The organism is Pseudomonas sp. F007, assembly GCF_057814275.1.
Map to the genome: position 1 here is coordinate 803,383 of NZ_JBVATA010000001.1, position 19,336 is coordinate 822,718.

22 protein-coding genes and 1 riboswitch are annotated in these 19,336 nt (G+C 60.9%); of the genes, 8 read left to right on the top strand and 14 right to left on the bottom strand.

The features are described from left to right. Positions 1–27: 27 nt before the first annotated feature. The 3 genes from ACZYR5_RS03775 to ACZYR5_RS03785 form a co-directional block, all read right to left on the bottom strand. Complete coding sequence (locus ACZYR5_RS03775; protein WP_489087851.1) at positions 28–1,902, bottom strand: DUF1302 domain-containing protein; 1,875 nt, start codon at positions 1,900–1,902, stop codon at positions 28–30. Positions 1,903–2,239: 337 nt separating this feature from the next. Continuing rightward, positions 2,240–3,922 carry a fatty acid--CoA ligase gene (locus ACZYR5_RS03780; protein ID WP_489087850.1) on the bottom strand — a complete coding sequence of 561 codons (1,683 nt, stop codon included), beginning with the start codon at positions 3,920–3,922 and terminating at the stop codon, positions 2,240–2,242. Positions 3,923–4,071: 149 nt separating this feature from the next. Continuing rightward, entirely contained in the window at positions 4,072–5,256 is a 1,185-nt protein-coding gene (locus ACZYR5_RS03785; protein WP_489087849.1) for an MFS transporter, read from the bottom strand. An 85-nt stretch (positions 5,257–5,341) separates the two neighbouring features. On the opposite strand from ACZYR5_RS03785, the gene ACZYR5_RS03790 reads away from it, so the two are divergent. Beyond that, positions 5,342–6,115: an AraC family transcriptional regulator gene (locus tag ACZYR5_RS03790; RefSeq protein ID WP_489087848.1), complete on the top strand. Its 774-nt coding sequence runs from the start codon at positions 5,342–5,344 to the stop codon at positions 6,113–6,115. On the opposite strand, the gene ACZYR5_RS03795 is transcribed toward ACZYR5_RS03790, so the two are convergent. Further along, the gene (locus ACZYR5_RS03795) at positions 6,099–6,728 is read right to left on the bottom strand and encodes a LysE family translocator (protein WP_489087847.1); all 630 of its coding nucleotides are present in this window, start codon (positions 6,726–6,728) and stop codon (positions 6,099–6,101) included. The genes ACZYR5_RS03790 and ACZYR5_RS03795 overlap by 17 nt on opposite strands. A gap of 91 nt (positions 6,729–6,819) precedes the next feature. Here ACZYR5_RS03795 and ACZYR5_RS03800 point away from each other — a divergent pair, with 91 nt between their 5' ends. From ACZYR5_RS03800 to ACZYR5_RS03810, 3 genes are all read left to right on the top strand, one after another. Next, entirely contained in the window at positions 6,820–7,785 is a 966-nt protein-coding gene (locus ACZYR5_RS03800) for a 2-hydroxyacid dehydrogenase (RefSeq protein WP_489087846.1), read from the top strand. Positions 7,786–7,818: 33 nt separating this feature from the next. Beyond that, a complete protein-coding gene (locus tag ACZYR5_RS03805; protein ID WP_489087845.1) occupies positions 7,819–8,817 on the top strand; it encodes a methyltransferase in 999 nt (332 codons plus the stop codon). A 51-nt stretch (positions 8,818–8,868) separates the two neighbouring features. Continuing rightward, positions 8,869–8,992, top strand: a riboswitch (yybP-ykoY riboswitch). 89 nt (positions 8,993–9,081) lie between these two features. After that, on the top strand, positions 9,082–9,666 hold the full coding sequence (locus ACZYR5_RS03810; protein WP_489087844.1) for a TMEM165/GDT1 family protein: 585 nt from the start codon (positions 9,082–9,084) through the stop codon (positions 9,664–9,666). Positions 9,667–9,754: 88 nt separating this feature from the next. Here the strand turns inward: ACZYR5_RS03810 and ACZYR5_RS03815 are convergent, their stop codons facing one another. The 4 genes from ACZYR5_RS03815 to ACZYR5_RS03830 all read right to left on the bottom strand — a co-directional run bounded on the left by ACZYR5_RS03815 (position 9,755) and on the right by ACZYR5_RS03830 (position 11,791). Continuing rightward, the gene (locus tag ACZYR5_RS03815) at positions 9,755–10,570 is read right to left on the bottom strand and encodes a M48 family metallopeptidase (RefSeq protein WP_027619518.1); all 816 of its coding nucleotides are present in this window, start codon (positions 10,568–10,570) and stop codon (positions 9,755–9,757) included. A gap of 109 nt (positions 10,571–10,679) precedes the next feature. Then, a complete protein-coding gene (locus tag ACZYR5_RS03820; protein WP_489087843.1) occupies positions 10,680–11,300 on the bottom strand; it encodes an SOS response-associated peptidase in 621 nt (206 codons plus the stop codon). A gap of 35 nt (positions 11,301–11,335) precedes the next feature. Next, positions 11,336–11,596, bottom strand: coding sequence for a putative signal transducing protein (locus ACZYR5_RS03825; RefSeq protein ID WP_489087842.1), 261 nt, complete (start codon positions 11,594–11,596; stop codon positions 11,336–11,338). A 12-nt stretch (positions 11,597–11,608) separates the two neighbouring features. Then, positions 11,609–11,791, bottom strand: coding sequence for a CPXCG motif-containing cysteine-rich protein (locus ACZYR5_RS03830; protein ID WP_489087841.1), 183 nt, complete (start codon positions 11,789–11,791; stop codon positions 11,609–11,611). A gap of 140 nt (positions 11,792–11,931) precedes the next feature. Between ACZYR5_RS03830 and ACZYR5_RS03835 the strand changes: the two genes are divergently transcribed. Continuing rightward, on the top strand, positions 11,932–13,098 hold the full coding sequence (locus ACZYR5_RS03835) for a 1-acyl-sn-glycerol-3-phosphate acyltransferase (protein ID WP_489087840.1): 1,167 nt from the start codon (positions 11,932–11,934) through the stop codon (positions 13,096–13,098). Between the two features lie 57 nt (positions 13,099–13,155). On the opposite strand, the gene ACZYR5_RS03840 is transcribed toward ACZYR5_RS03835, so the two are convergent. Beyond that, positions 13,156–13,440, bottom strand: a complete 285-nt coding sequence (locus tag ACZYR5_RS03840) for a hypothetical protein (protein WP_489087839.1) — start codon at positions 13,438–13,440, stop codon at positions 13,156–13,158. A 177-nt stretch (positions 13,441–13,617) separates the two neighbouring features. Between ACZYR5_RS03840 and ACZYR5_RS03845 the strand changes: the two genes are divergently transcribed. After that, positions 13,618–13,824, top strand: a complete 207-nt coding sequence (locus tag ACZYR5_RS03845) for a hypothetical protein (RefSeq protein WP_236483546.1) — start codon at positions 13,618–13,620, stop codon at positions 13,822–13,824. Between the two features lie 84 nt (positions 13,825–13,908). Here ACZYR5_RS03845 and ACZYR5_RS03850 read toward each other — a convergent pair whose 3' ends face one another. Next, positions 13,909–14,493, bottom strand: a complete 585-nt coding sequence (locus ACZYR5_RS03850; RefSeq protein ID WP_489087838.1) for a YajG family lipoprotein — start codon at positions 14,491–14,493, stop codon at positions 13,909–13,911. A gap of 183 nt (positions 14,494–14,676) precedes the next feature. Here ACZYR5_RS03850 and ACZYR5_RS03855 point away from each other — a divergent pair, with 183 nt between their 5' ends. Together ACZYR5_RS03855 and mqo are read left to right on the top strand one after the other, a co-directional pair. Further along, on the top strand, positions 14,677–14,910 hold the full coding sequence (locus ACZYR5_RS03855; protein ID WP_489087837.1) for a hypothetical protein: 234 nt from the start codon (positions 14,677–14,679) through the stop codon (positions 14,908–14,910). A 683-nt stretch (positions 14,911–15,593) separates the two neighbouring features. Next, the gene (gene mqo, locus ACZYR5_RS03860; protein WP_489087836.1) at positions 15,594–17,102 is read left to right on the top strand and encodes a malate dehydrogenase (quinone); all 1,509 of its coding nucleotides are present in this window, start codon (positions 15,594–15,596) and stop codon (positions 17,100–17,102) included. A gap of 165 nt (positions 17,103–17,267) precedes the next feature. Here the strand turns inward: mqo and ACZYR5_RS03865 are convergent, their stop codons facing one another. From ACZYR5_RS03865 to ACZYR5_RS03880, 4 genes are all read right to left on the bottom strand, one after another. After that, positions 17,268–17,555, bottom strand: a complete 288-nt coding sequence (locus ACZYR5_RS03865) for a PA4642 family protein (RefSeq protein ID WP_489087835.1) — start codon at positions 17,553–17,555, stop codon at positions 17,268–17,270. 77 nt (positions 17,556–17,632) lie between these two features. Beyond that, a complete protein-coding gene (locus ACZYR5_RS03870) occupies positions 17,633–18,118 on the bottom strand; it encodes a hypothetical protein (RefSeq protein ID WP_489087834.1) in 486 nt (161 codons plus the stop codon). 49 nt (positions 18,119–18,167) lie between these two features. Continuing rightward, positions 18,168–18,641: a WbuC family cupin fold metalloprotein gene (locus ACZYR5_RS03875; RefSeq protein ID WP_489087833.1), complete on the bottom strand. Its 474-nt coding sequence runs from the start codon at positions 18,639–18,641 to the stop codon at positions 18,168–18,170. Positions 18,642–18,643: 2 nt separating this feature from the next. Beyond that, on the bottom strand, positions 18,644–19,201 hold the full coding sequence (locus ACZYR5_RS03880) for a hypoxanthine-guanine phosphoribosyltransferase (protein ID WP_489087832.1): 558 nt from the start codon (positions 19,199–19,201) through the stop codon (positions 18,644–18,646). Positions 19,202–19,336 lie beyond the last annotated feature (135 nt).

Here is a 19,336-nt window from a genome sequence, read left to right on the forward strand (position 1 = left end):
TTCGTGTTCGTCCTGAAGAAGCAATGCTTAGAAGTTCACGCCGACGCTGAGCGCGACGAAGTCACGGTCATCCACGGTGGTGTACTTGCCGTCGAAGAAGTTGGTGTAGGCCAGGCTGGCGGTGTAGGTGTTCTGGTATTCGGCATCCAGGCCCAGGCTGATGGCTTTGCGGCCTTCCTCGAAGTTGCCGCCAGGACCCGGCGAGTAGCCGCTGACGTCGTGGGACCAGGCCACGTTAGGCTTGAGGTTGACCCCGGCAAACACGTCGTTGTAGTCCCAGATCGCACGGCCACGGTAGCCCCAGGATGTCGGGGTGGTGAAACCTTCGTCGGTGCAATTGCGCGTGGCGTTGTTGGTCGGTGTGCCTGGACCTGCACCGGCGATGGTGCGGCCGTTGAGGAACTCGCAGCTACCACCAGGCAACTCACCCGGACCGTAGACCGGATCGCGGCCATAACGCACGTCCGAGGTGCTTTCCAGCCCGCCAACGTGGGTCACGCCGACTTCACCCACCAGGGTCAGGCGGCTGGCGCCCATGACCTGATCGAAGAAGTGCGTCAGGGTGGTCTGGAACTGGGTCACTTCCTTGCGGCGATAGCCGTGCAGGTCGGAACCTGGCGACGCCGACAGCAGCGAAGCGTTGGCCAGGGCGCCGCCCAGAGGTCGTACGCCAGCAAACAGGATGTCGGTGGAGTTCAGCTGCACCGGCGCGTTCGGACGGTAGCTGAGCTCACCCTGCCACGCCGTGCCGGTAGGCAGGGTGGTGGAGAAGCTCAGGCCGTACAGGCGAATGTCTTCCGGGTATTCGACGAAGTACTGCGAGTTGCCCGCCACCAGCAGGGGTGCGAGTGCCGCGAACGGCCCTGGCAAGGCGCCGGCGGTGTTGTAGATCGATTGCGAGGCACCGGTGGCGCTGAAGATCGGCGCACGGCTGTGGTAGTTCATGAAGTAGGCACCGAACTCGGTGTCCAAGGGGTCGAACATGTACTTGAACGACGCGCCCCACTGGCCGCTGTCGCGAGCATCGCGATCCGGACCGCGACGCACCAGCACGCCCTCTTCGTTGACGTCGACGCCCAGTGCAGCCGCTGGCCCCAAGGCTGCCGCCGGCAGGGTCGAGCGTTTGTTCAATACGCGCAGGTTGTTGTCGCAACCGTCGGCGATGATGTCGGGCTGGGAGAAGAAAGTGCCGCAGTTGTCGACAACTGTCTGGTCCCATTCGATCTGGTAGAAGGCTTCGGCCGACAGGTTCTCGGTCAGGCTCTGGGACACGTAGAACATGTTGACCGGAATCAGGCCTTCCTTGATCTCGGCGCCTGGACGACGGAACGCGGACACATCGATCGGGTTGATCGAGTTGATGCCGCCGCCGATGAAGGTACTTTCACCCCAACTGACCACCTGCTTGCCCAGGCGCACGGAGCCCGGCTGATCGGCGATCGCGTAGTTGTGGTAGACGAAGGCGTCGAGGATCTGCCCGCCGGAGGACTTGGCGCCTTCCTTGCGGTTGTCGTTGCTGACGTTCTTGAATTCCAGGTCTTCGTTTTGCAGCGCGAAGTCATACCAGTATTTGCCGCGAACAAACGCGCCGGTGTCACCGTATTTCAGTTCCAGGTCATGAATGCCCTTGAAGATCTTCGAGAACGCTTGCCCGCTCTTGAAGTTCAGGTGGCCGTCATCGGAGGTCTGGGACAGACCATGCCCACCGTTGTTGACGCCAATGAGGTTCTTGTTCGGTGACTGGGTCGACACACTCATGCCCAACGAGAGGGATGAGTCGAACTGACCTTCGATTTCACCAACGTTGAAACTGACGCCGAATGCGGGCCCGGCGAGCGTAGAGGCGAGACTGACCGCCAGGGGCAATTTCGCCCGGCGCCAGAACTGGTTTACTGATGTCATCGACGCTACTCCATGTGCTTTTATTGTTATGGCAGTGAGCACTTTTAAAAACGCTCTGGAGGACGGAGAGCCATGCGCTCGCGAAGTCATCCAAAGTTGCATCGCCCCTGTTCGTGCGTGCGCCGCGTTCCTAAAAATCCTTGAACGGACTATATCCAGCAGCCTGTACTGCTTGATCCCTCTAAAGTGTGATTTGCAGCCCCCGACCACTCTGGAACAGTCCTGTTGCCAGTCCGGCAGATGCCGGCTCGGCAAGGATGGCTGAAAATTTCGATTTGACAAGCCAAGCGCTTGCTTGGTGGGCCTGCCGTGCCCTTTTGGGCACGGCACGGGAGAGTTAAAGCGTCGAAAGGAAGGTGCTGTTGTTGGCCTGCCATTCGCTGATGTCGAGACGGATGCGTTTCTTGTCGAGCTTGCCGACGCTGGTCTTGGGAATTTCAGTAACAAGCGCGATCTGGCTCGGGATCGCCCACTTGCTCAGGTGGCCCAACTCGACAAAGGGCTTGAGGTGTTCCTTGAGCTCCCTGGCGCCAATCACATGGCCTTCGCGGATCACCAGCAAGGCAAATGGACGTTCGCCCCATTGCGGATCGGGGATGCCCACCACTGCTACTTCACGTACCGCCAGGTGACGACTGATCAGGTCTTCAAGGTCCAGCGACGACACCCATTCGCCACCGGTCTTGATCACGTCCTTGATCCGGTCACGGATGTCGATCACGCCCATGCTGTCCAGCGTCGCCACGTCGCCGGTGTGCAGCCAGCCGCCAGCCCACAGCTCCGCGCCCTTCTGCGGTTCGTTGAAATAGCCTTCGGTCAGCCATGGCGCACGCAGCACCAGTTCACCCTGGGATTCGCCATCGGCGGGCAGGAAGTGGCCGTCGGCATCAATGATCGCTGCTTCCACCAACGGCCCCGGCACCCCGGCCTTGATCCGGTAAGTGGTGCGTTCATCTTCGGTGCCGGCCATCAGCTCATCGTTGAGGTGAGCGCAGGACACCAACGGCCCGGTTTCCGACATGCCATAGGCGGCGGTCAACTGGATGCCCTTGGCCTTCGCCGCTTCGTACAGCGCACGGTTCAGCGCACTGCCGCCAATGACGATTTTCCAGCCGGCAAAATCGGTGCCCTGCGCACCTTTGGCGTTGAGCAGCATTTGCAGGATGGTCGGCACGCAGTGGGAGAAGCTGACCTTTTCCTTGCGCCACAGCTCCACCAGGAATTCCGGGTCGTAGCGTCCCGGGTAGACCTGCTTGAGGCCGAGCATGGTCGCCACGTACGGCAAGCCCCAGGCATGCACATGAAACATCGGAGTGATAGGCATGTAGACATCGTTGGTGCCCAACAGGCGCACGCTGTCGATGCTGCCCATGATCGTCGACACGCCCATGGTGTGCAGCACCAACTGACGATGAGTGAAGTACACGCCCTTGGGATTGCCGGTGGTGCCGGTGGTGTAGAAGGTGGTCGCCACCGAGTTTTCGTCGAAGTCTTCGAATTGATACTGCGGGCTCGCGGCCGCCAGGAGTTGCTCGTACTCGCCCACCAGGTTTGGCAGCTCGGCGGTTTTTTCCGGCAGGTCAGTGAGGAGCAGGGTTTTCTCGACCGTGGTCAGTTGCCCGGCAATCGCCTGGTACAAACCGACGAACTCGCTGTTGACCAGCACGAAGCGATCTTCGGCGTGGTTCATGGTGTAGAGAATCTGTTCGGGCGACAGACGCACGTTGATGGTGTGGATTACCGCGCCAATCATCGGGATCGCGAACATGCATTCCAGGTAGCGATGGCTGTCCCAGTCCATCACCGCCACGGTGTCCCCGGCCTTGACCCCTGCCGCTGTCAGCACGTTGGCCAGCCGCGCGACTCGCTCGATCAGCGTTGGATAGCTGTAGCGCAACTGGTCACGGTAGACAATCTCGCGGGTTTTCTCGTAGCGGCTGCCGGACATGAGCAGGCGTTTGATCAACAGCGGGTATTGATACGCACCTTCGGCGGGTGGAATAACGCGAGTCTGCAACATAATGATCCCTTTAATCTGACTGCACGGTCTTGGCGTAAAGACTGCACTTTAGTCACCCTTGGCGGACGCCAAATCAGCCAAAGGAATGATTTGCAGAGCCGGCAAATGCTGGCTCAGCGCCAGCATTCACGGACAAAAACCCACAATTTTCAGGCTGCCTGCCCTACAGCCGATTCAGACGGAGTGCGTGGGAATACCAGTGCAGCGACGAAGGTCAGTGCTGCGAATCCGCCAAGGATCAGGTAAAGGCCGACAAAACCCTGTCGTGGCTCGACGTAAGCAATCAATGGAATCGCCGTGGCGCTGGCACCGAACGACAGGCAATAGCGCAAGGCGAAGACCCGAGATTGCCACTGCGGCGCGACGAAATTGGCAACCATCGCATCGTTCACCGTGACCTGGCCGAACACCACGAACATGAACGCCGCACCCAAGGCGATCACTGCCCAGCCGTCGACATACGCGAGGCCGAACAGCAGCGGCGCCTGGCCTAAGGTCAGCAGGATGAATGGCCATTTCAGACTGAAGCGATGCAACACCCGACCGATACTCAACTGCGCCACCGCACCGAAGGCATACGCCAGGCTCACCACCACACCGAGGGTCTGCGGCGAGGCAAACAGCGCGTGCAGGCGCTCCTCGAACAATTTGGGGTAGGTCATGGTCGTGGCATTGAACACCACGCCGCCGGTGGCGGTGGCCAGCGCCAGCACGCTGAACACCATGAGCATGGAGATCCGCTGTCCCGAGGCATTCTTCAGCGAGGCATGGGCACGCTGCGGGATCGGCTCCTCGCGGACCTGCAAGGCAAAGCCGATGCCCAGCACGATGGCGACGACACCCGGCAGGATGAACGCCGAACGCCAGCCGAACTGCGCCACCAGAAACCCGGTGACCAGCGCCGAAAACGCCACGCCGAGGTTGCCCCACATGCCGTTGATGCCGATCTCGCGGCCACGATTCTGTGCGTAAGCCACCAACATCGCGGTCCCCACTGGATGGTAGATCGCCGCGAACACTCCGATCAGCGTCAAGCCCAGCACCAGCATCGCCGGCGTGCTGCTCAGACCGGTAAAGATCGCCGAAGCACCGATGCCGAAAAAAAACACCAGCATCATCTGCCGCCGACTCCAGCGATCCCCCAGCCAGCCCGCCGGTAGCGAGCAGGCACCGAAGGCAATGAAGCCGCCCAGGGACAGGCCGATCATTGCCGCGTAATCGAGGGCAAACACCTGGGTCATGCCGAGCACGGCAGCGGGAAAGATCAGCATGAACATGTGATCGATGACGTGGGCAGCGTTGATGTAGCGGATGACACTTCGCGATTGATTCATGACGACACGCTATTCGTTGTGGTTGTGCCGCTATGCTAAGTTGGCAATAAATCGCATTCTTGACATATAACTCATCGAATCGGACATGTTAGTCAGCCACTTCCTCCACGGCCCCGTCAGTGCCTACCCGCGCAATTACAAGGATGGCGCACATCAGGTCCTGCACCAGCATCGCGAAGCGCAGTTTCTGTATGCGGTGTGCGGCACCATGCGTGTGGTCACCCGGCAAGGTGCATGGGTGATTCCACCCACTCGCGCGGTATGGATTCCGCCCTGGGTCGAGCATGAAATTTTCATGTCGGGTGAGGTGCACATGCGCTCGCTGTTCATCGCCCCGGAGCTGTGTCCGGCCAACCTGCAGCAGTGCTGCGTACTGGCGGTCACGCCGCTGCTGCGTGAACTGATCGTGCGTGCGGTACAGGGCCGCGCGCAGGCGGAAAACCCGCTGATCCAGCAGTTGATGCTGGAAGAAATCGCCAACCTGGAAAATCTGCCGCTGCACATCCCGATGCCCGAGGACCGCCGTTTACGCAGCATCTGCCTGGCGCTGCTGGAAACCCCGAACCATGCCCATACCCTGGAAGACTGGGCACAACAGGTCGGCGCCAGCTCACGCACCCTGGCCCGGCTGTTTCAGCAACAACTACAGATGAATTTCAATGCCTGGCGCCAGCAGTTGCGCCTGATGGAAGCTCTGCCTCGGCTGCTCGCCGGGGAAAGCGTGCAGCAGGTGGCGCATGAGCTGGGCTATGGCAGTGGCCGGGCGTTCAGCGCGATGTTCCGGCGATTGCTCGGCGACAACCCCCGGGAGTACCTCAACGCGCTGAATCAGCTCGGCAGTCTCAATGCATCTCGGTAAAGGCCAGTTTTACTCCGATCGCCACCAGCACCACGCCCATGGTGCGGTCGAACCAGTGCCCCATGCGCGCAAAGCCGGCACGCACTCGCTGCTGGCTGAACAGCATCGCCACCAGGCAGAACCAGAACGCCGTGGCGGCTGCCAGGTAGACGCCGTAACCGGCCTGGATCGCCAGCGGTGTGTGCGGGTTGATCACCACGGTAAACAGCGAGAGGAAAAACAGCGTCGCCTTGGGGTTCAGGCCGTTGGTCACGAAGCCTGATGTGAAGGCGCCGCGGGCGGTGCGCTCACCGGCTTCCTTGTGCAGGTCATCGGTCGAGGGTTTGGCCGGTTGCGCACGCAGCGCCTTGAAGCCGATGTACAGCAGGTAGGCTGCGGCGAGCCACTTGAGGGCATTGAACAGCACGATCGATTGCGAAACGATCAGGCCGATCCCCAGCAGCGAGTAGCCGACATGCAGGAAGATCGCACAACCTACCCCCAGGGCGGTCCAGGTGCCAGCGCGGCGACCGTGGGTCACCGCCTCGCGCACCACCACCGCAAAGTCCGGACCGGGACTGGCGACAGCCAGCAGGTGGATCAGGGCGACGGTCAAGAATTCTGTCCAGTACATGAAGGCTCCTTCAGGCCAAGCGTAACTATTTATTTCATCTGGTAGGCTCGGCAGATTACGCCTTCAGACCCTTGCGCAAAAGGTACAGTTAATGACAAACAATCGCCGCGCGGTATTCCTCGACCACAACTCGCTGGACCTCGGAGACCTCGACCTCAGCGCTTTGCAGCAATGCTTCAGCGACCTGCAACTGCGCTCCGTGACCACCGCGCAGAACATCATCGAGCGGCTGCAGGGCGCCGAGGTGGCGATCAGCAACAAGGTGCTGCTCAATGCCGAAACCCTCAAGGCCTGCCCAGACCTGAAGCTGATCCTGATTGCCGCCACCGGCACCAACAACGTCGACCTCGCCGCCGCCCGTGCCTTGGGCATTACCGTGAGCAATTGCCAGGGCTACGGCACACCGTCGGTGGCGCAACACACGCTGATGCTGCTGCTCAACCTGGCCACCCGCCTCGGCGACTATCAGAAAGCCGTTGGCGAAGGACGCTGGCAACAGGCCCAACAGTTCTGCCTGCTCGACTACCCGATCATCGAATTGCAGGGCAAAACCCTTGGCTTGCTCGGTCACGGCGAGTTGGGCGGTGCTGTTGCGCGGCTGGCCGAAGCCTTTGGCATGCGGGTTATTTCCGGCCAGGTCCCCGGCCGCCCGGCGCGCGCCGAGCGCATGCCGTTGGACGAACTGCTGCCGCAGATCGACGCCCTGACCCTGCATTGCCCGCTCAATGAACACACCCGGCATTTCATCGGCGCCCGCGAGTTGGCGATGCTCAAGCCCGGCGCGCTGGTGGTCAACACCGCCCGCGGCGGCCTGATCGACGAGCAGGCCCTGGCCGACGCCTTGCGCAGCGGTCACCTGGGTGGCGCGGCGACTGATGTGCTGAGCGTCGAACCACCGACTGCGGGCAATCCGTTGCTGGCGAATGACATCCCGCGCTTGATCGTCACCCCGCACAACGCCTGGGGCAGCCGCGAAGCACGGCAGCGCATCGTCGGCCAATTGACGGAAAACGCCCGGGGATTTTTCAGCGGTACAGCGCTGCGGGTCGTCAATTGATAAACTGCCGGACTTTTTTTCAAGGAGCAGAGTATGGATCCGCGCAGTGAAGTACTGCTTCGCCAGGCCGAATTGTTTCAAGGCAACGTGCTGCTGGCCGGCTTGCCCGCCGACGACCTGTTCGGCAAATTGCCCGAGGCCCACGGCTGGTGCTGGCATGCCGGCGATCAGGCGGCGCTGGATGCACGCTTCGCCGAGCGCAGTCACTTCGGCGTCGAGGCGCCGGCGCGCGGGTTCGAGACTGCGGTGTTGTTCCTGCCCAAGTCCAAGGACCTGACCGATTACATCCTCAACGCCCTCGCCTCGCGCCTGGCCGGTCGAGAACTGTTCCTGGTGGGCGAAAAGCGCAGCGGCATCGAAGGCGCCGCCAAGCAACTCAACCCCTTCGGCAAACCGCGCAAGCTCGACAGCGCCCGGCACTGCCAGCTCTGGCAAGTGACCGTGGCCAATGCGCCAGTGGCCAAACCCCTGGAAAGCCTGGCTCAGGAATACGAGTTGCCGCTGGCAGAAGGCCCGTTGAAAGTCATCAGCCTGCCCGGGGTGTTCAGTCATGGTCGCCTCGATCGCGGCAGCGCCCTCTTGCTGGAGCACCTGGACAAGCTGCCCAGCGGCCACTTGCTCGATTTTGGCTGCGGTGCCGGTGTACTCGGCGCGGCAGTCAAGCGCCGCTATCCGCACAATACGGTGACCCTGCTCGACGTCGATGCCTTTGCCGCCGCGAGCAGCCGCCTGACCCTGGCAGCCAATGGCCTGGAAGCCGAGGTCCTGACCGGCGACGGCATCGACGCCGCGCCCATGGGCTTGAACGCCATCCTGAGCAATCCACCGTTCCACGTCGGGGTCCACACCGATTATTTCGCCACCGAAAACTTGCTGCGAAAAGCAGCCAAACATCTGAAAAACGGCGGCGAACTGCGACTGGTTGCCAACAGTTTCCTGAAGTACCAGCCACTCATCGAAGAGCACCTGGGGCCCTGCTCGATCAAGGCCGAAGGACAGGGTTTTCGCATCTACCGAGCCAAGCGCGGCTAAAACCCGGGATGAAAAAGAACACTTGCCGAACGGATTTTGTCTAGGCAGAATCCGCTCCGTCCTAGGGGAGTAGTCTCCCACGAGCGCCACGCTCGTCCGGCATGCGTCAACATACTTGGTCCGAAGACCATGGCGCATGCGACCCAAGAGTCCGCACAGACGGACCGCAGGGTTTGACAAGACCTATGACACGCACACCTTACCCGGGGCGGGAAGGCTGTACGTGTCATAGCCGTGTCGACCCGCCCCTTGGGAAAATACCTGATGTTGGATTCATTACTCGTTCCTACCGCAATCGTTGCCTTGGCCGAAATCGGCGACAAGACGCAACTGCTCGCACTCATTCTCGCCGCTCGCTTCCGCAAACCCTGGCCGATCATCGCCGGTATCGTCGCCGCGACCCTGGCCAACCACGCTGCGGCCGGCGCTGTCGGCGCCTGGTTCAGTACGTTCTTCTCGGATTCGGTGCTGCACTGGATTCTCGCCGCCAGCTTCACCGCTACTGCGCTGTGGACCCTGGTGCCGGACAAGATGGATGACGACGAAGGCAGCACCGCGCGCAAGTTCGGGCCGTTCCTGACCACGCTGATCGCGTTCTTCCTCGCCGAAATGGGTGACAAGACCCAGGTTGCCACCGTGATGCTCGCGGCGCAGTACCCGGAACTGTGGCTGGTGATCATCGGCACCACCCTGGGCATGCTGATTGCCAACGTGCCGGTGGTATTGGCGGGCAACTTCGCCGCCGACAAGCTGCCGCTGACCCTGATCCGTCGCCTGGCGGCGTCGGCGTTCTTCGTCCTTGCGCTGGTGGCGGTGTACAAGGCGATGCAAACGAGTGGGTGGGTCTAAAAGCAGCTAGTAGCGGCAGGCTTCAAGCTGCAAGCAGAGGCGCTGTGCCCGGCTTGTAGCTTGTAGCTTGCCGCTTGAAGCTTGTCGCTTACTTTTTAGCGCTGTTGTAGAGCGGCATCACTTTCGGAATCGCCGCCTGCAGCGACGCGATACGGCTGCTGGAGGCCGGGTGGGTGCTCATGAACTCAGGCGGCGCACCTTCGGAAACCTTGCTCATCTTGTTCCACAAGGTGATCGCTGCGTTCGGGTCATAACCGGCGCGGGCCGACAGTTCGAGGCCGATCAGGTCGGCTTCGTTCTCGTTGGCGCGGCTGTTGGGCAGAGTCATGCCGTAGTTGGCCACAGTGTCGGCCAGTGCCAGGGTGTCCTGACCCAGGCCGAGCAAGGCGCCGGCGCCCTGCTTGGCCATCTCGATGCCATAGGCCTTGGACATCGCTTCACGCCCGTGCTCGCGCAGGGCGTGGGCGATTTCATGGCCCATGATTGCGGCGATTTCGTCGTCGGTGAGTTTCAGCTTGTCGATCAGTCCGGTGTAGAAAATGATCTTGCCGCCAGGACCGCAGTTGGCGTTGAGCTCATCACTCTTGATCAGATTGACCTCCCAGTTCCATTGCGCCGCATCCGGACGAAACACCGGTGCCTGGGCAATCAGCCGCGTGGCAATCGCCTGGACGCGCTTGGCATCGCTGCTGGTCTTGTCCAGCACGCCTTTGCTGCCCGCCTCGCCCACCGTCTTCTGGTAGGACTGGGCGTACATCTGGTTGACCTCATCGGTCGACAGCATGCTGAACATCCACTGCGAGCGCTCCACGCCCACCGCCCCGCTCTTGGTGGTGTTGACCGACTGGCAACCACTGAGCAACAGGCTGGCGCCCAGTGCGCCCACAAGCCAAATCTTGTTCATTGAAATACTCCCTGAAAACATGGCGGTATCCTAGGCGGTGGCGGGTGCGCGCGCCAGATGTAACAGACGCATAACGCCGCATTTCGCCGAAGAAATCCGCTGTTCGGGTTCAACCCGGGGTCAGGCACTCCGGGGCGTTGAGCTTGGGATCATTGACCAGATTGGCCAGCACCCGCTCACGCAGGACGGCAGGCTCACTGGCGAGCAGCGCTTGCAGGACATGCAACGGGGTTTCGGGGTCGAGCCAGGCCTCCTGGCCTGCCGCGTCGAGAATCAGCGGTCGACGCTGGCTGGCCGCCGGCTGGGTGATCACCGCCGTGCTCAGCCAGACCTGCTCCTGCACCGGATAGGCTTCCCATATCGCCGCAAAAAACAGCGACGCCCCCTCACCTGGCGTCAGCCAATACGGACGTTTGCGCGTGGTACCGCGCCATTCGTAGAAACCGTTGGCGGGCAGCAGGCAGCGACGCTGGCGCAAGGCTTCGCGAAACATCGGCTGTTCGGCGACGGTTTCCGCCCGGGCGTGGGCCGGGGTCTTCGACATATCCGTCAGCCATGCCGGCGTCAGCCCCCAACGGGCACGGGCCAGGGTCCGCTGGCCGGCCTCGGCACGCAGGATGAGTACCGAATCATTCGGCGAAATATTCCACTGCGCCTGCTGATCGGCGGGAAATCCGGGCAGGGCCGCAAACGCGGGATTCCAGCGAAACAGGGCAAAACGTCCACACATGGGCTAATACAACTCTTGATCAAACGAACGCCAGCCTAACAGACGAGCACACCCGGGAAGTTATCCGGTTCATCGCCGGGCACCGGCAAGGCGGCATTGTAGGCAGCGATCAGCTCGCGGGCGTATTGCGCCTGGTCATTTTCCACCGCCAGGCCCAATAGCCCATATACCGGCAACTCACCGGTCGCGCCGAGCAAATCACGACCCACCAGGTGCGCTTCGACGCCCTCGCTGGCCAGCATCCCCTGCAGCAACTCACCCTCCATCAGGTTCTCCGGCTCGTAAATGCGCTGCATGGCGGTCACCCCTCACTCGTTTTCGCTGCGAACTTCGAGCATCCATTCCACACCATCAGTCTGCAGAACGAAGGTAATCGGCCGACAACAGACCGGACAGTCCTCGATGTAGGTCTGGTCACCTGCGGACAGATCCAGCTCAGCTTCGGCTTCTTCACCACAATAAGGACATTCATAGCGCTCGGTTTCCAGCATCGCGGTCTCCCAAGTGACTTGTGCGTATAATCGCCGGTCTATTTGCAGGGCTATTGTTGTTTGAGCTGATTTTTCAGACCGTACCCTGTGTGGATTTGATCCAACCCATTACTAACCCTAGCCGTTTCCAACAAGAGAGCATGATGGGCGAATTCGATGCCATCCGACCTTACGACGACAGCGAAGTCCCGGCCGTGCTGGCACGGCTGCTGAGCGACAAGGCATTTCTAGATATCCTCACGCACTTTCGCTTCCCGCGTTTTGCCGGGGCCCTGGGCTGGGCGCTCAAACCTCTTATAGCTCATCGGCTGCGCCGCGAGTTTGCCGGTGTCACTTCGGTAGCCACCTTGCAGGACAAGGTCGAGCACTATGTCGACCACACCATTGAGCGCGCGACCGATGGCGTGACCTACACCGGCGTCGAGCAGTTCAAGTCCGGCAGGGCCTACCTGTTCCTGGCCAACCACCGCGACATCGTCATGGATCCGGCGTTCGTCAACTACGCGGTGTACCACGCTGGCCTGCCCACGCCGCGTATCGCGATTGGCGACAACCTGCTGCAGAAGCCGTTCGTCAGCGACCTGATGCGCCTGAACAAGAGCTTCATCGTGCACCGCTCGATCACCGGACGGCGCGAGAAGATGGCGGCGTACCAGTTGCTCTCGGCCTACATCAATCATTCGATCCGCAACGATTGCCAGTCGATCTGGATCGCCCAGGCCGAAGGCCGCGCCAAGGACGGTGACGACCGTACCGAGTCGGCGATCCTCAAGATGTTCCACATGAGCCGCAAGGACGAGCCATTCGCCGACGTCATCCAGTCGCTGAACCTGACTCCGGTCTCGATCAGCTACGAATACGATCCGTGCGACCAGGACAAGGCCCGCGAGCTGTTCATCCGCGCCACCAGCGGCAGCTACACCAAGGCGCCGGGCGAGGACGACGTGAGCATCGCCAAGGGCATTACCGGCTACAAGGGCCGGGTCCATGTGAACTTTGCCGCGCCGATCACCGAGCGTTTCGAGGACACCAAGCAACTGGCGACGGAAATGGACCGGCAGATCCTCGGCGGCTATCGGCTGTTCCCGGTGCACTACCTGGCGTACGCCCAGTGGGCAGACGCCGATCCGCAACTGCAGGTGCCGCGCGCGGCCGAGTTGTTCCCGGCCGAAGAACTGGCCAAGGCCGAGCAAGAATGGCAGAGCCGCCTGGATGCCTGCCCTGCGGAACACCGTCCGTTCCTGGTGCTGCAATACGCCACACCGGTGCGCAATCAGTATCGGGTCAAGGCCGGCGTGCCGCTGTGAGGCAAGGTTAGCGATAAAAAAACGGCGCTGGATAAGCGCCGTTTTTTTTCGCCTGGATCACAGCCGGGTGCTGAGCCACGACACCATCAGGGCAACGCCGAGGCAGGAAAAACCAAAGGCGTAGAAGAAACGGTTCATGCGCAAGGTGGCGATGCTCGACAAATGCAACCGCGTATCGCCCTCTTCGCGTCCGGCCTGGGCGGCGAGACTGGCGCGCGCCTGTTGCTCGCGGCGGCGCGTCACATGCAGCAGCCAACTGCCTGGGCAGGCAAACAGCAGGGCAAGCACGTTGATCAGTTTGGCGGGATGGGCGGAAAACAGCGACCAGAGATGCAGTGACATCGGGAACCTCAAATGGAACAGGGCAAGCGCGGCGCGAATTTTACCGAAACCCGCACGCGCTGCACGGGCTTTCCGACAAATAACGAAACATCTGCCCGACTAATGTCCTGCGTCACGGCTTCGTCATCTAAATAGGTCAGTCTGTCGCCCCTCGAAACCGCTGACATGGAGCCTGTCATGCTGCACGCCGAAAACCAGGATCGCCTGTACCTCATTACGCCCTCCGACGAACAACAGACCCTCGTCGGCAGCCTGGCCTTCAACGTCCAGGATCGTCATTGGCTGGTCTATTGCGCCCTCGGCGGTCATCAACACGCCGACTTGCCGGAAACCGACCTGCTGACGGGTGTCAGTGTGCTCGACTTTTACTCCCAGGCGGCTTGACCGGCTCAAGCGCATCCAATCACCTGCCCATGAAAAAGCCCGGCGCCATTTCTGGCTGCCGGGCTTTTTTACAACTGGGCGCGATTATTCCGCGAGGATCTGACCGATGGTCGGGTCCTTGAACAGGCGCGTCAGGGCATCGCTCAACACATCGCTGACCAGCTTGGTGTTGGTTTCCTGATTCGGCGCCATGCCGAAACGCTGGTCCAGCGAAGCGCCGTAGCGACCGCTGTAGCGGCGATTGGCGTTCTGTACGTCGGAGCGGAAGGTCGCGCCGATAGTCGCCTCGGTCACGTACAGGCCTTCTTTGGGCGACTGATACTTCAGCTCCGCCAGGGTCACGGTCAACTGCGGTGCATTCATTGCGTTGGAAGTCGGGGTGAAGCCCAGCAGGCGCACGGCGGCTTCAGCCTGGGCCTGCAACTTCGGCAGGATCTGCGCACCCTGCACGGTGATCGCGCTGGTTTCCGGGTACATACCACCACGAGTACCCAGGGTCGGCGATGGACGCCCGTCCACGACCCGTACTACTACAGGCTGACCGTGGCCGACAGGCGCCAATTGGGTCGTCAGCTTCGGCTCGGGAGCCAGTTGCTGTGGACTATGGGCGCAGCCAACCAGGGTCAAGCTGGTCACAGTGATCAAACCGAACAACAGGCGTTGCAACATGCGCTTCTCTCCAGAAATCAGGCACAAACAGGGCGCCAGTATAGCGGTGCGCGCCGGCTGCAAACCAGCAACCCTGAACAGTGGCTGAAGACTTGTGCAATGTCAGCCACCGCCCGCACTCGTAACGGGAGTGTCATGCCACACTGCTAACTTCTGCACCGTCAACCGTTCGAGGGCATCGCCATGCAATTTCTCTGGTCGCTGTTCGCGCCACGCCGCAAATACCGCAACTTTGCCCGTCTCGACAGCAACGACTGCTGCCTGTCGTTCAAACACTGCCAGGTGCCGCCAATGGGCGAGGGTTGGGTAGAAATCGAGGAAATTCGCCTCAACTGGTTGCACCAGCCCTTGCCATCAAGTGCCCGCCTGAGCCCGCGCAGCCGTCATCCACGGTTGCGCCCAGCACTGGCCAGTTGACCGAAGGGCAAATAAACCTCATTAAACACGACCATTTCCCTGCGTTTCTTCGCTACAATCTCCCCCCGATTATAAGGACGTCTCCTGATCGGGCCTCGCAGCACCGTTGATACCTGCGTATCGACACCCCCGCACCGCCCACAGAGAGCCGCCCACACAGATCGAGTGAAGCTGGCGAGCTTGCTGTTCATCCTGCAAACCACCACTTTTCGCGAATCTGCCAGAGCTGTCATGACGCTCGGCCACTGAGCTGCAGCGCAGATAGCCCTTTTTTGAGGTTCACGTCTTCAAAAGAGCGTGAAAAAACGGGTTTTCACAACTTCACAAGAGTGTGGCGAGCAAATGAATAGTTTTGCGTCTGAATATGCACCATTAGCGTCTACAACAGCCCAACGACACAGGACCGGGCACGCCTCGAATACCGGAGCCTGAAGCCTGTCCGCTACGGATTTGGTTGCACAAACGGACGTATCGACCATAAGTCGAATTGTCTCCCGCGCCTTGAAGTGAGTTCATAGGAACCCTGGGGCCGGAAGCTGACGTCTGTCGAAGTTGCAAAAAATTGCGAAGATTCGGACATGGCGATTCTGGCCATGGGTGACCTGGGGCGCTGTAGAGCATGCCCCGTAACTCCTGGCAGCCATGCCGACAATTTGGTGCTGCAGATTTTGGAGACGCGTTAAATGGCGCATAACGAAGCAGTCGACGTAGTACTGGTTGGGGCCGGCATCATGAGTGCCACCCTGGCGGTACTGCTCAAAGAACTCGACCCGGCGATCAAGCTGGAAGTCGTTGAGCTGATGGATTCCGGTGCCGCGGAGAGTTCCAACCCGTGGAACAACGCCGGCACCGGTCACGCTGGCCTGTGCGAGCTGAACTACACGCCGCAGGCCGCGGACGGCAGCGTCGACATCAAGAAAGCCGTGCACATCAACACCCAGTTCGAGGTGTCGAAGCAGTTCTGGTCGTACCTGACCCGCAAAGGCACGTTCGGCTCGTCGAAGACCTTCATCAGCCCGGTTCCGCACCTGAGCTTCGTGCAGGGTGACGCAGGCGTATCGTTCCTCAAGGAGCGCTTCAACGTCCTGAAGCAGCACCACGCCTTCGCGGATATGGAATACACCGAAGACAAGGCCAAGATGGCAGAGTGGATGCCATTGATGATGCCTGGTCGCGACGCCGGCGAAACCCTCGCCGCCACCCGCGTAATCAATGGCACCGACGTCAACTTCGGCAACCTGACCAATCAACTGCTCAAGCACCTGACCAGCGCACCCGATGCCCAGGTCAAGTACTGCAAGCGCGTGACCGGTCTCAAGCGCAACGCCAATGGCTGGACCGTCAGCATCAAGGACGTCAACAGCGGCAACAGCCGTGAAGTCGACGCCAAGTTCGTCTTCCTCGGCGCCGGTGGCGCGGCGCTGCCGCTGCTGCAAGCCTCGGGTATCGAAGAGAGCAAAGGCTTCGGCGGCTTCCCGATCAGCGGCCAATGGCTGCGTTGCGACAATCCGGAAGTGGTCAAGCATCACCAGGCCAAGGTCTACAGCCAGGCCGCGGTAGGCTCGCCGCCGATGTCGGTGCCGCACCTCGACACCCGCGTGGTCGATGGCAAGAAGTCCCTGCTGTTCGGACCTTACGCCGGTTTCACCACCAAGTTCCTCAAGCACGGCTCCTTCATGGACCTGCCGATGTCGGTTCGCGCTGGCAACATCGGGCCGATGCTGGCCGTGGCGAAGAACAACATGGACCTGACCAAGTACCTGGTCAGCGAAGTGATGCAATCGATGGAGCAACGCCTGGAATCCCTGCGTCGCTTCTATCCCGAGGCGAAAGCCGAGGACTGGCGCCTGGAAGTGGCCGGCCAACGGGTGCAGATCATCAAGAAAGACCCGAAAAAAGGCGGCGTGCTGCAGTTCGGTACCGAACTGGTTGCAGCCAAGGACGGTTCCCTCGCCGCCCTGCTCGGCGCCTCGCCAGGCGCCTCGGTGACCGTTTCGATCATGCTTGAGCTGATCGAGAAGTGCTTCCCGAGCAAGGCCAAGGGTGAGTGGGCAGCCAAGCTGGCGGAAATCTTCCCGGCACGGGAAAAGGTCCTGGAAACCGACGCGGCGCTGTATCGCAAGATCAATGCGCAGAACAACGTTGCCCTGGAGCTGGTTGAAGCCAGCAGCGAGACCCCAAGCTTCGCTTGATTCGGCGCCATGAAAAACGCCCCGCTCTCATCGAGAACGGGGCGTTTTTTTTGACCTGTAGGAGCTGGCTTGCCAGCGAAAGCGGTGGGTCAGCCGACATCAATGTTCAATGACAGACCGCCTTCGCTGGCAAGCCAGCTCCTACAAGGTGCGCGGCGTTTCGCGTTAGCCGCGGGCTTTTTCAATCAGCTCGATGTAATCCGGCGCGTTACGCTGATCCTTGATCAGGGCAACGAAATCATTGCCCTGATCATCCTTGCCGTCAACGTCGTAGCCGGCTTCGGTGAAGAAGGTCAGGAAACGCTCGAAATCGTCGATACGCAGGCCACGATAGGCCTTGATCAGCTTGTGCAGGGACGGTGAAGTCGCATCGGCCGGCTCGAAATCGAGGAACAATTTGATCTGCTCGTCGCCGATCTCGTCACCAATCACTTGTTTTTTGTCTTTACGCATTGCCGACTCCAGCTCGCAGATATTTCACGGGGCCGGCAGTTTACCCCTGCGCCGGCCCAAGCCTCAACGACCAGGGTTCAGCGGGTGCGCACGGTGCCGGTGTGCAGGTCGGCCCAGACATGGCCGTTGGCGTAGCTGAGGAACTGGCAATAGAGCGTATCGTTGCGCAGCAAGTCCATCACCACCCGGTATTGAGCCATCGGGTAATACAGGCTGAGGGTCCGGGTCGCGGCGTCGTAGACCGGCTTTTTCAGGCTTTTGCTTTCGCCGTCGAAATTCACCAGCACCTGGCTGATGTTCGCCCCCTTGTTCAGGGATTTGCCCTTGAGGCGAATCAGCACCGGCGAGGTCACCGGAATCGGCTGCTGATTGGACTGGCGCTGGCTGCCCACCACCACCGAATAATCAGTGATCTGCAGCAATTGCTGCTGCTCGGGCGGGGTATCACGCAGGTTCAGGTCGTCCGGCGGCAGGAACTGCCCATGCATCACCGCCGGTGCGGCGGCCAGGGGCAGGCTGAAGCTCAGCAAGAGGATGGCGCAACGGCGAATCAAAGGGCTCATGACGGGCTCCGGAACGGGGCCCAGCACTGTAACAGTGTGCCGCTTGGCGTCAATCGAACTGCGCGCGCATCCAGGCATGATACTCGGCAACGCCAGGCTCGCCTTCACGCGGCGCCCAGTGCGCGTGTTCGCCCTCGCCCACCGGCCGATAAGGCCCGGACTTGCACTCGAACATCACGCTGTCCGCTTCCAGCACCACCAGACCGTGATAAACCCGGGCCGGCAAGTCGACCCCCAGGGTATCGCCGCCCAATTCCAGAACGCGCTTGGCCAGCACCTGGCCGGCCTCGTCGAAGATCAGCACGCCGAGGCGGCCCTTGAGCACCAGCAAGGTTTCGGCCTTGTCGTCGCTCAGGTGGCGGTGCGGTGGGATGTAGGTCGACGGCTGCAAGCCCACGGCCATGCGGTGGCACGGTTCTTCCATCTGGTGGAAGTTGTGGTGCTGGCGGCCACGGGGATTGGCCGCAGCCTTCTCGGCCAATTGTGCAAACAAAGCTTGATCAAGAAAGCTGGGCGTCGTCATGTTTACATACCTTTAACGGCGAAGATTCCGTTGGCGTTGCGCCAGTAGCCCTTGTAGTCCATCCCGTAGCCGAAGATGTAGCGATCGACGCAGGGCAGGCCCACGAAGTCGGCCTTGAGGTCCGGACGTGCCTTGCGGTCGTGGTCCTTGTCGATCAACACGGCGGTGTGCACCTGGCGTGCGCCGGCGTGTTTGCAGAAATCGATGATCGCGCCCAGGGTGTGCCCCTCGTCGAGGATGTCATCGATGATCAGCACGTCACGGTCGATGAACGAGACTTCCGGCTTGGCCTTCCAGAACAGGTCGCCGCCGCTGGTTTCGTTGCGATAACGGGTGGCGTGCAGGTAAGAGGCTTCCAGCGGGAACTGCAGGTGCGTGAGCAGTTTGCCGGCGAAAATCAGTCCGCCGTTCATCACGCAGAACACCACCGGATTGCGCTCGGCCAGTTGTTCGTTGATGTGTGCACCGACGCGGGCAATGGCGGCCTCGACTTCAGCTTCGGTGTACAGGCAGTCAGCCTCTCGCATGATTTGACGGATATGCTCGAGATCAGCGGACATGGCGCTCTCCAAGGGGGGTGGCAGATTCGGAAAAGCGAGCAAAGGTACGCATCCCGCAGCGTCGAATCAAGCGTTTCTGGACTAACGTACTGATTGTCTATAGGACAACAACCTCGGATAGATTAATCTAGGCCG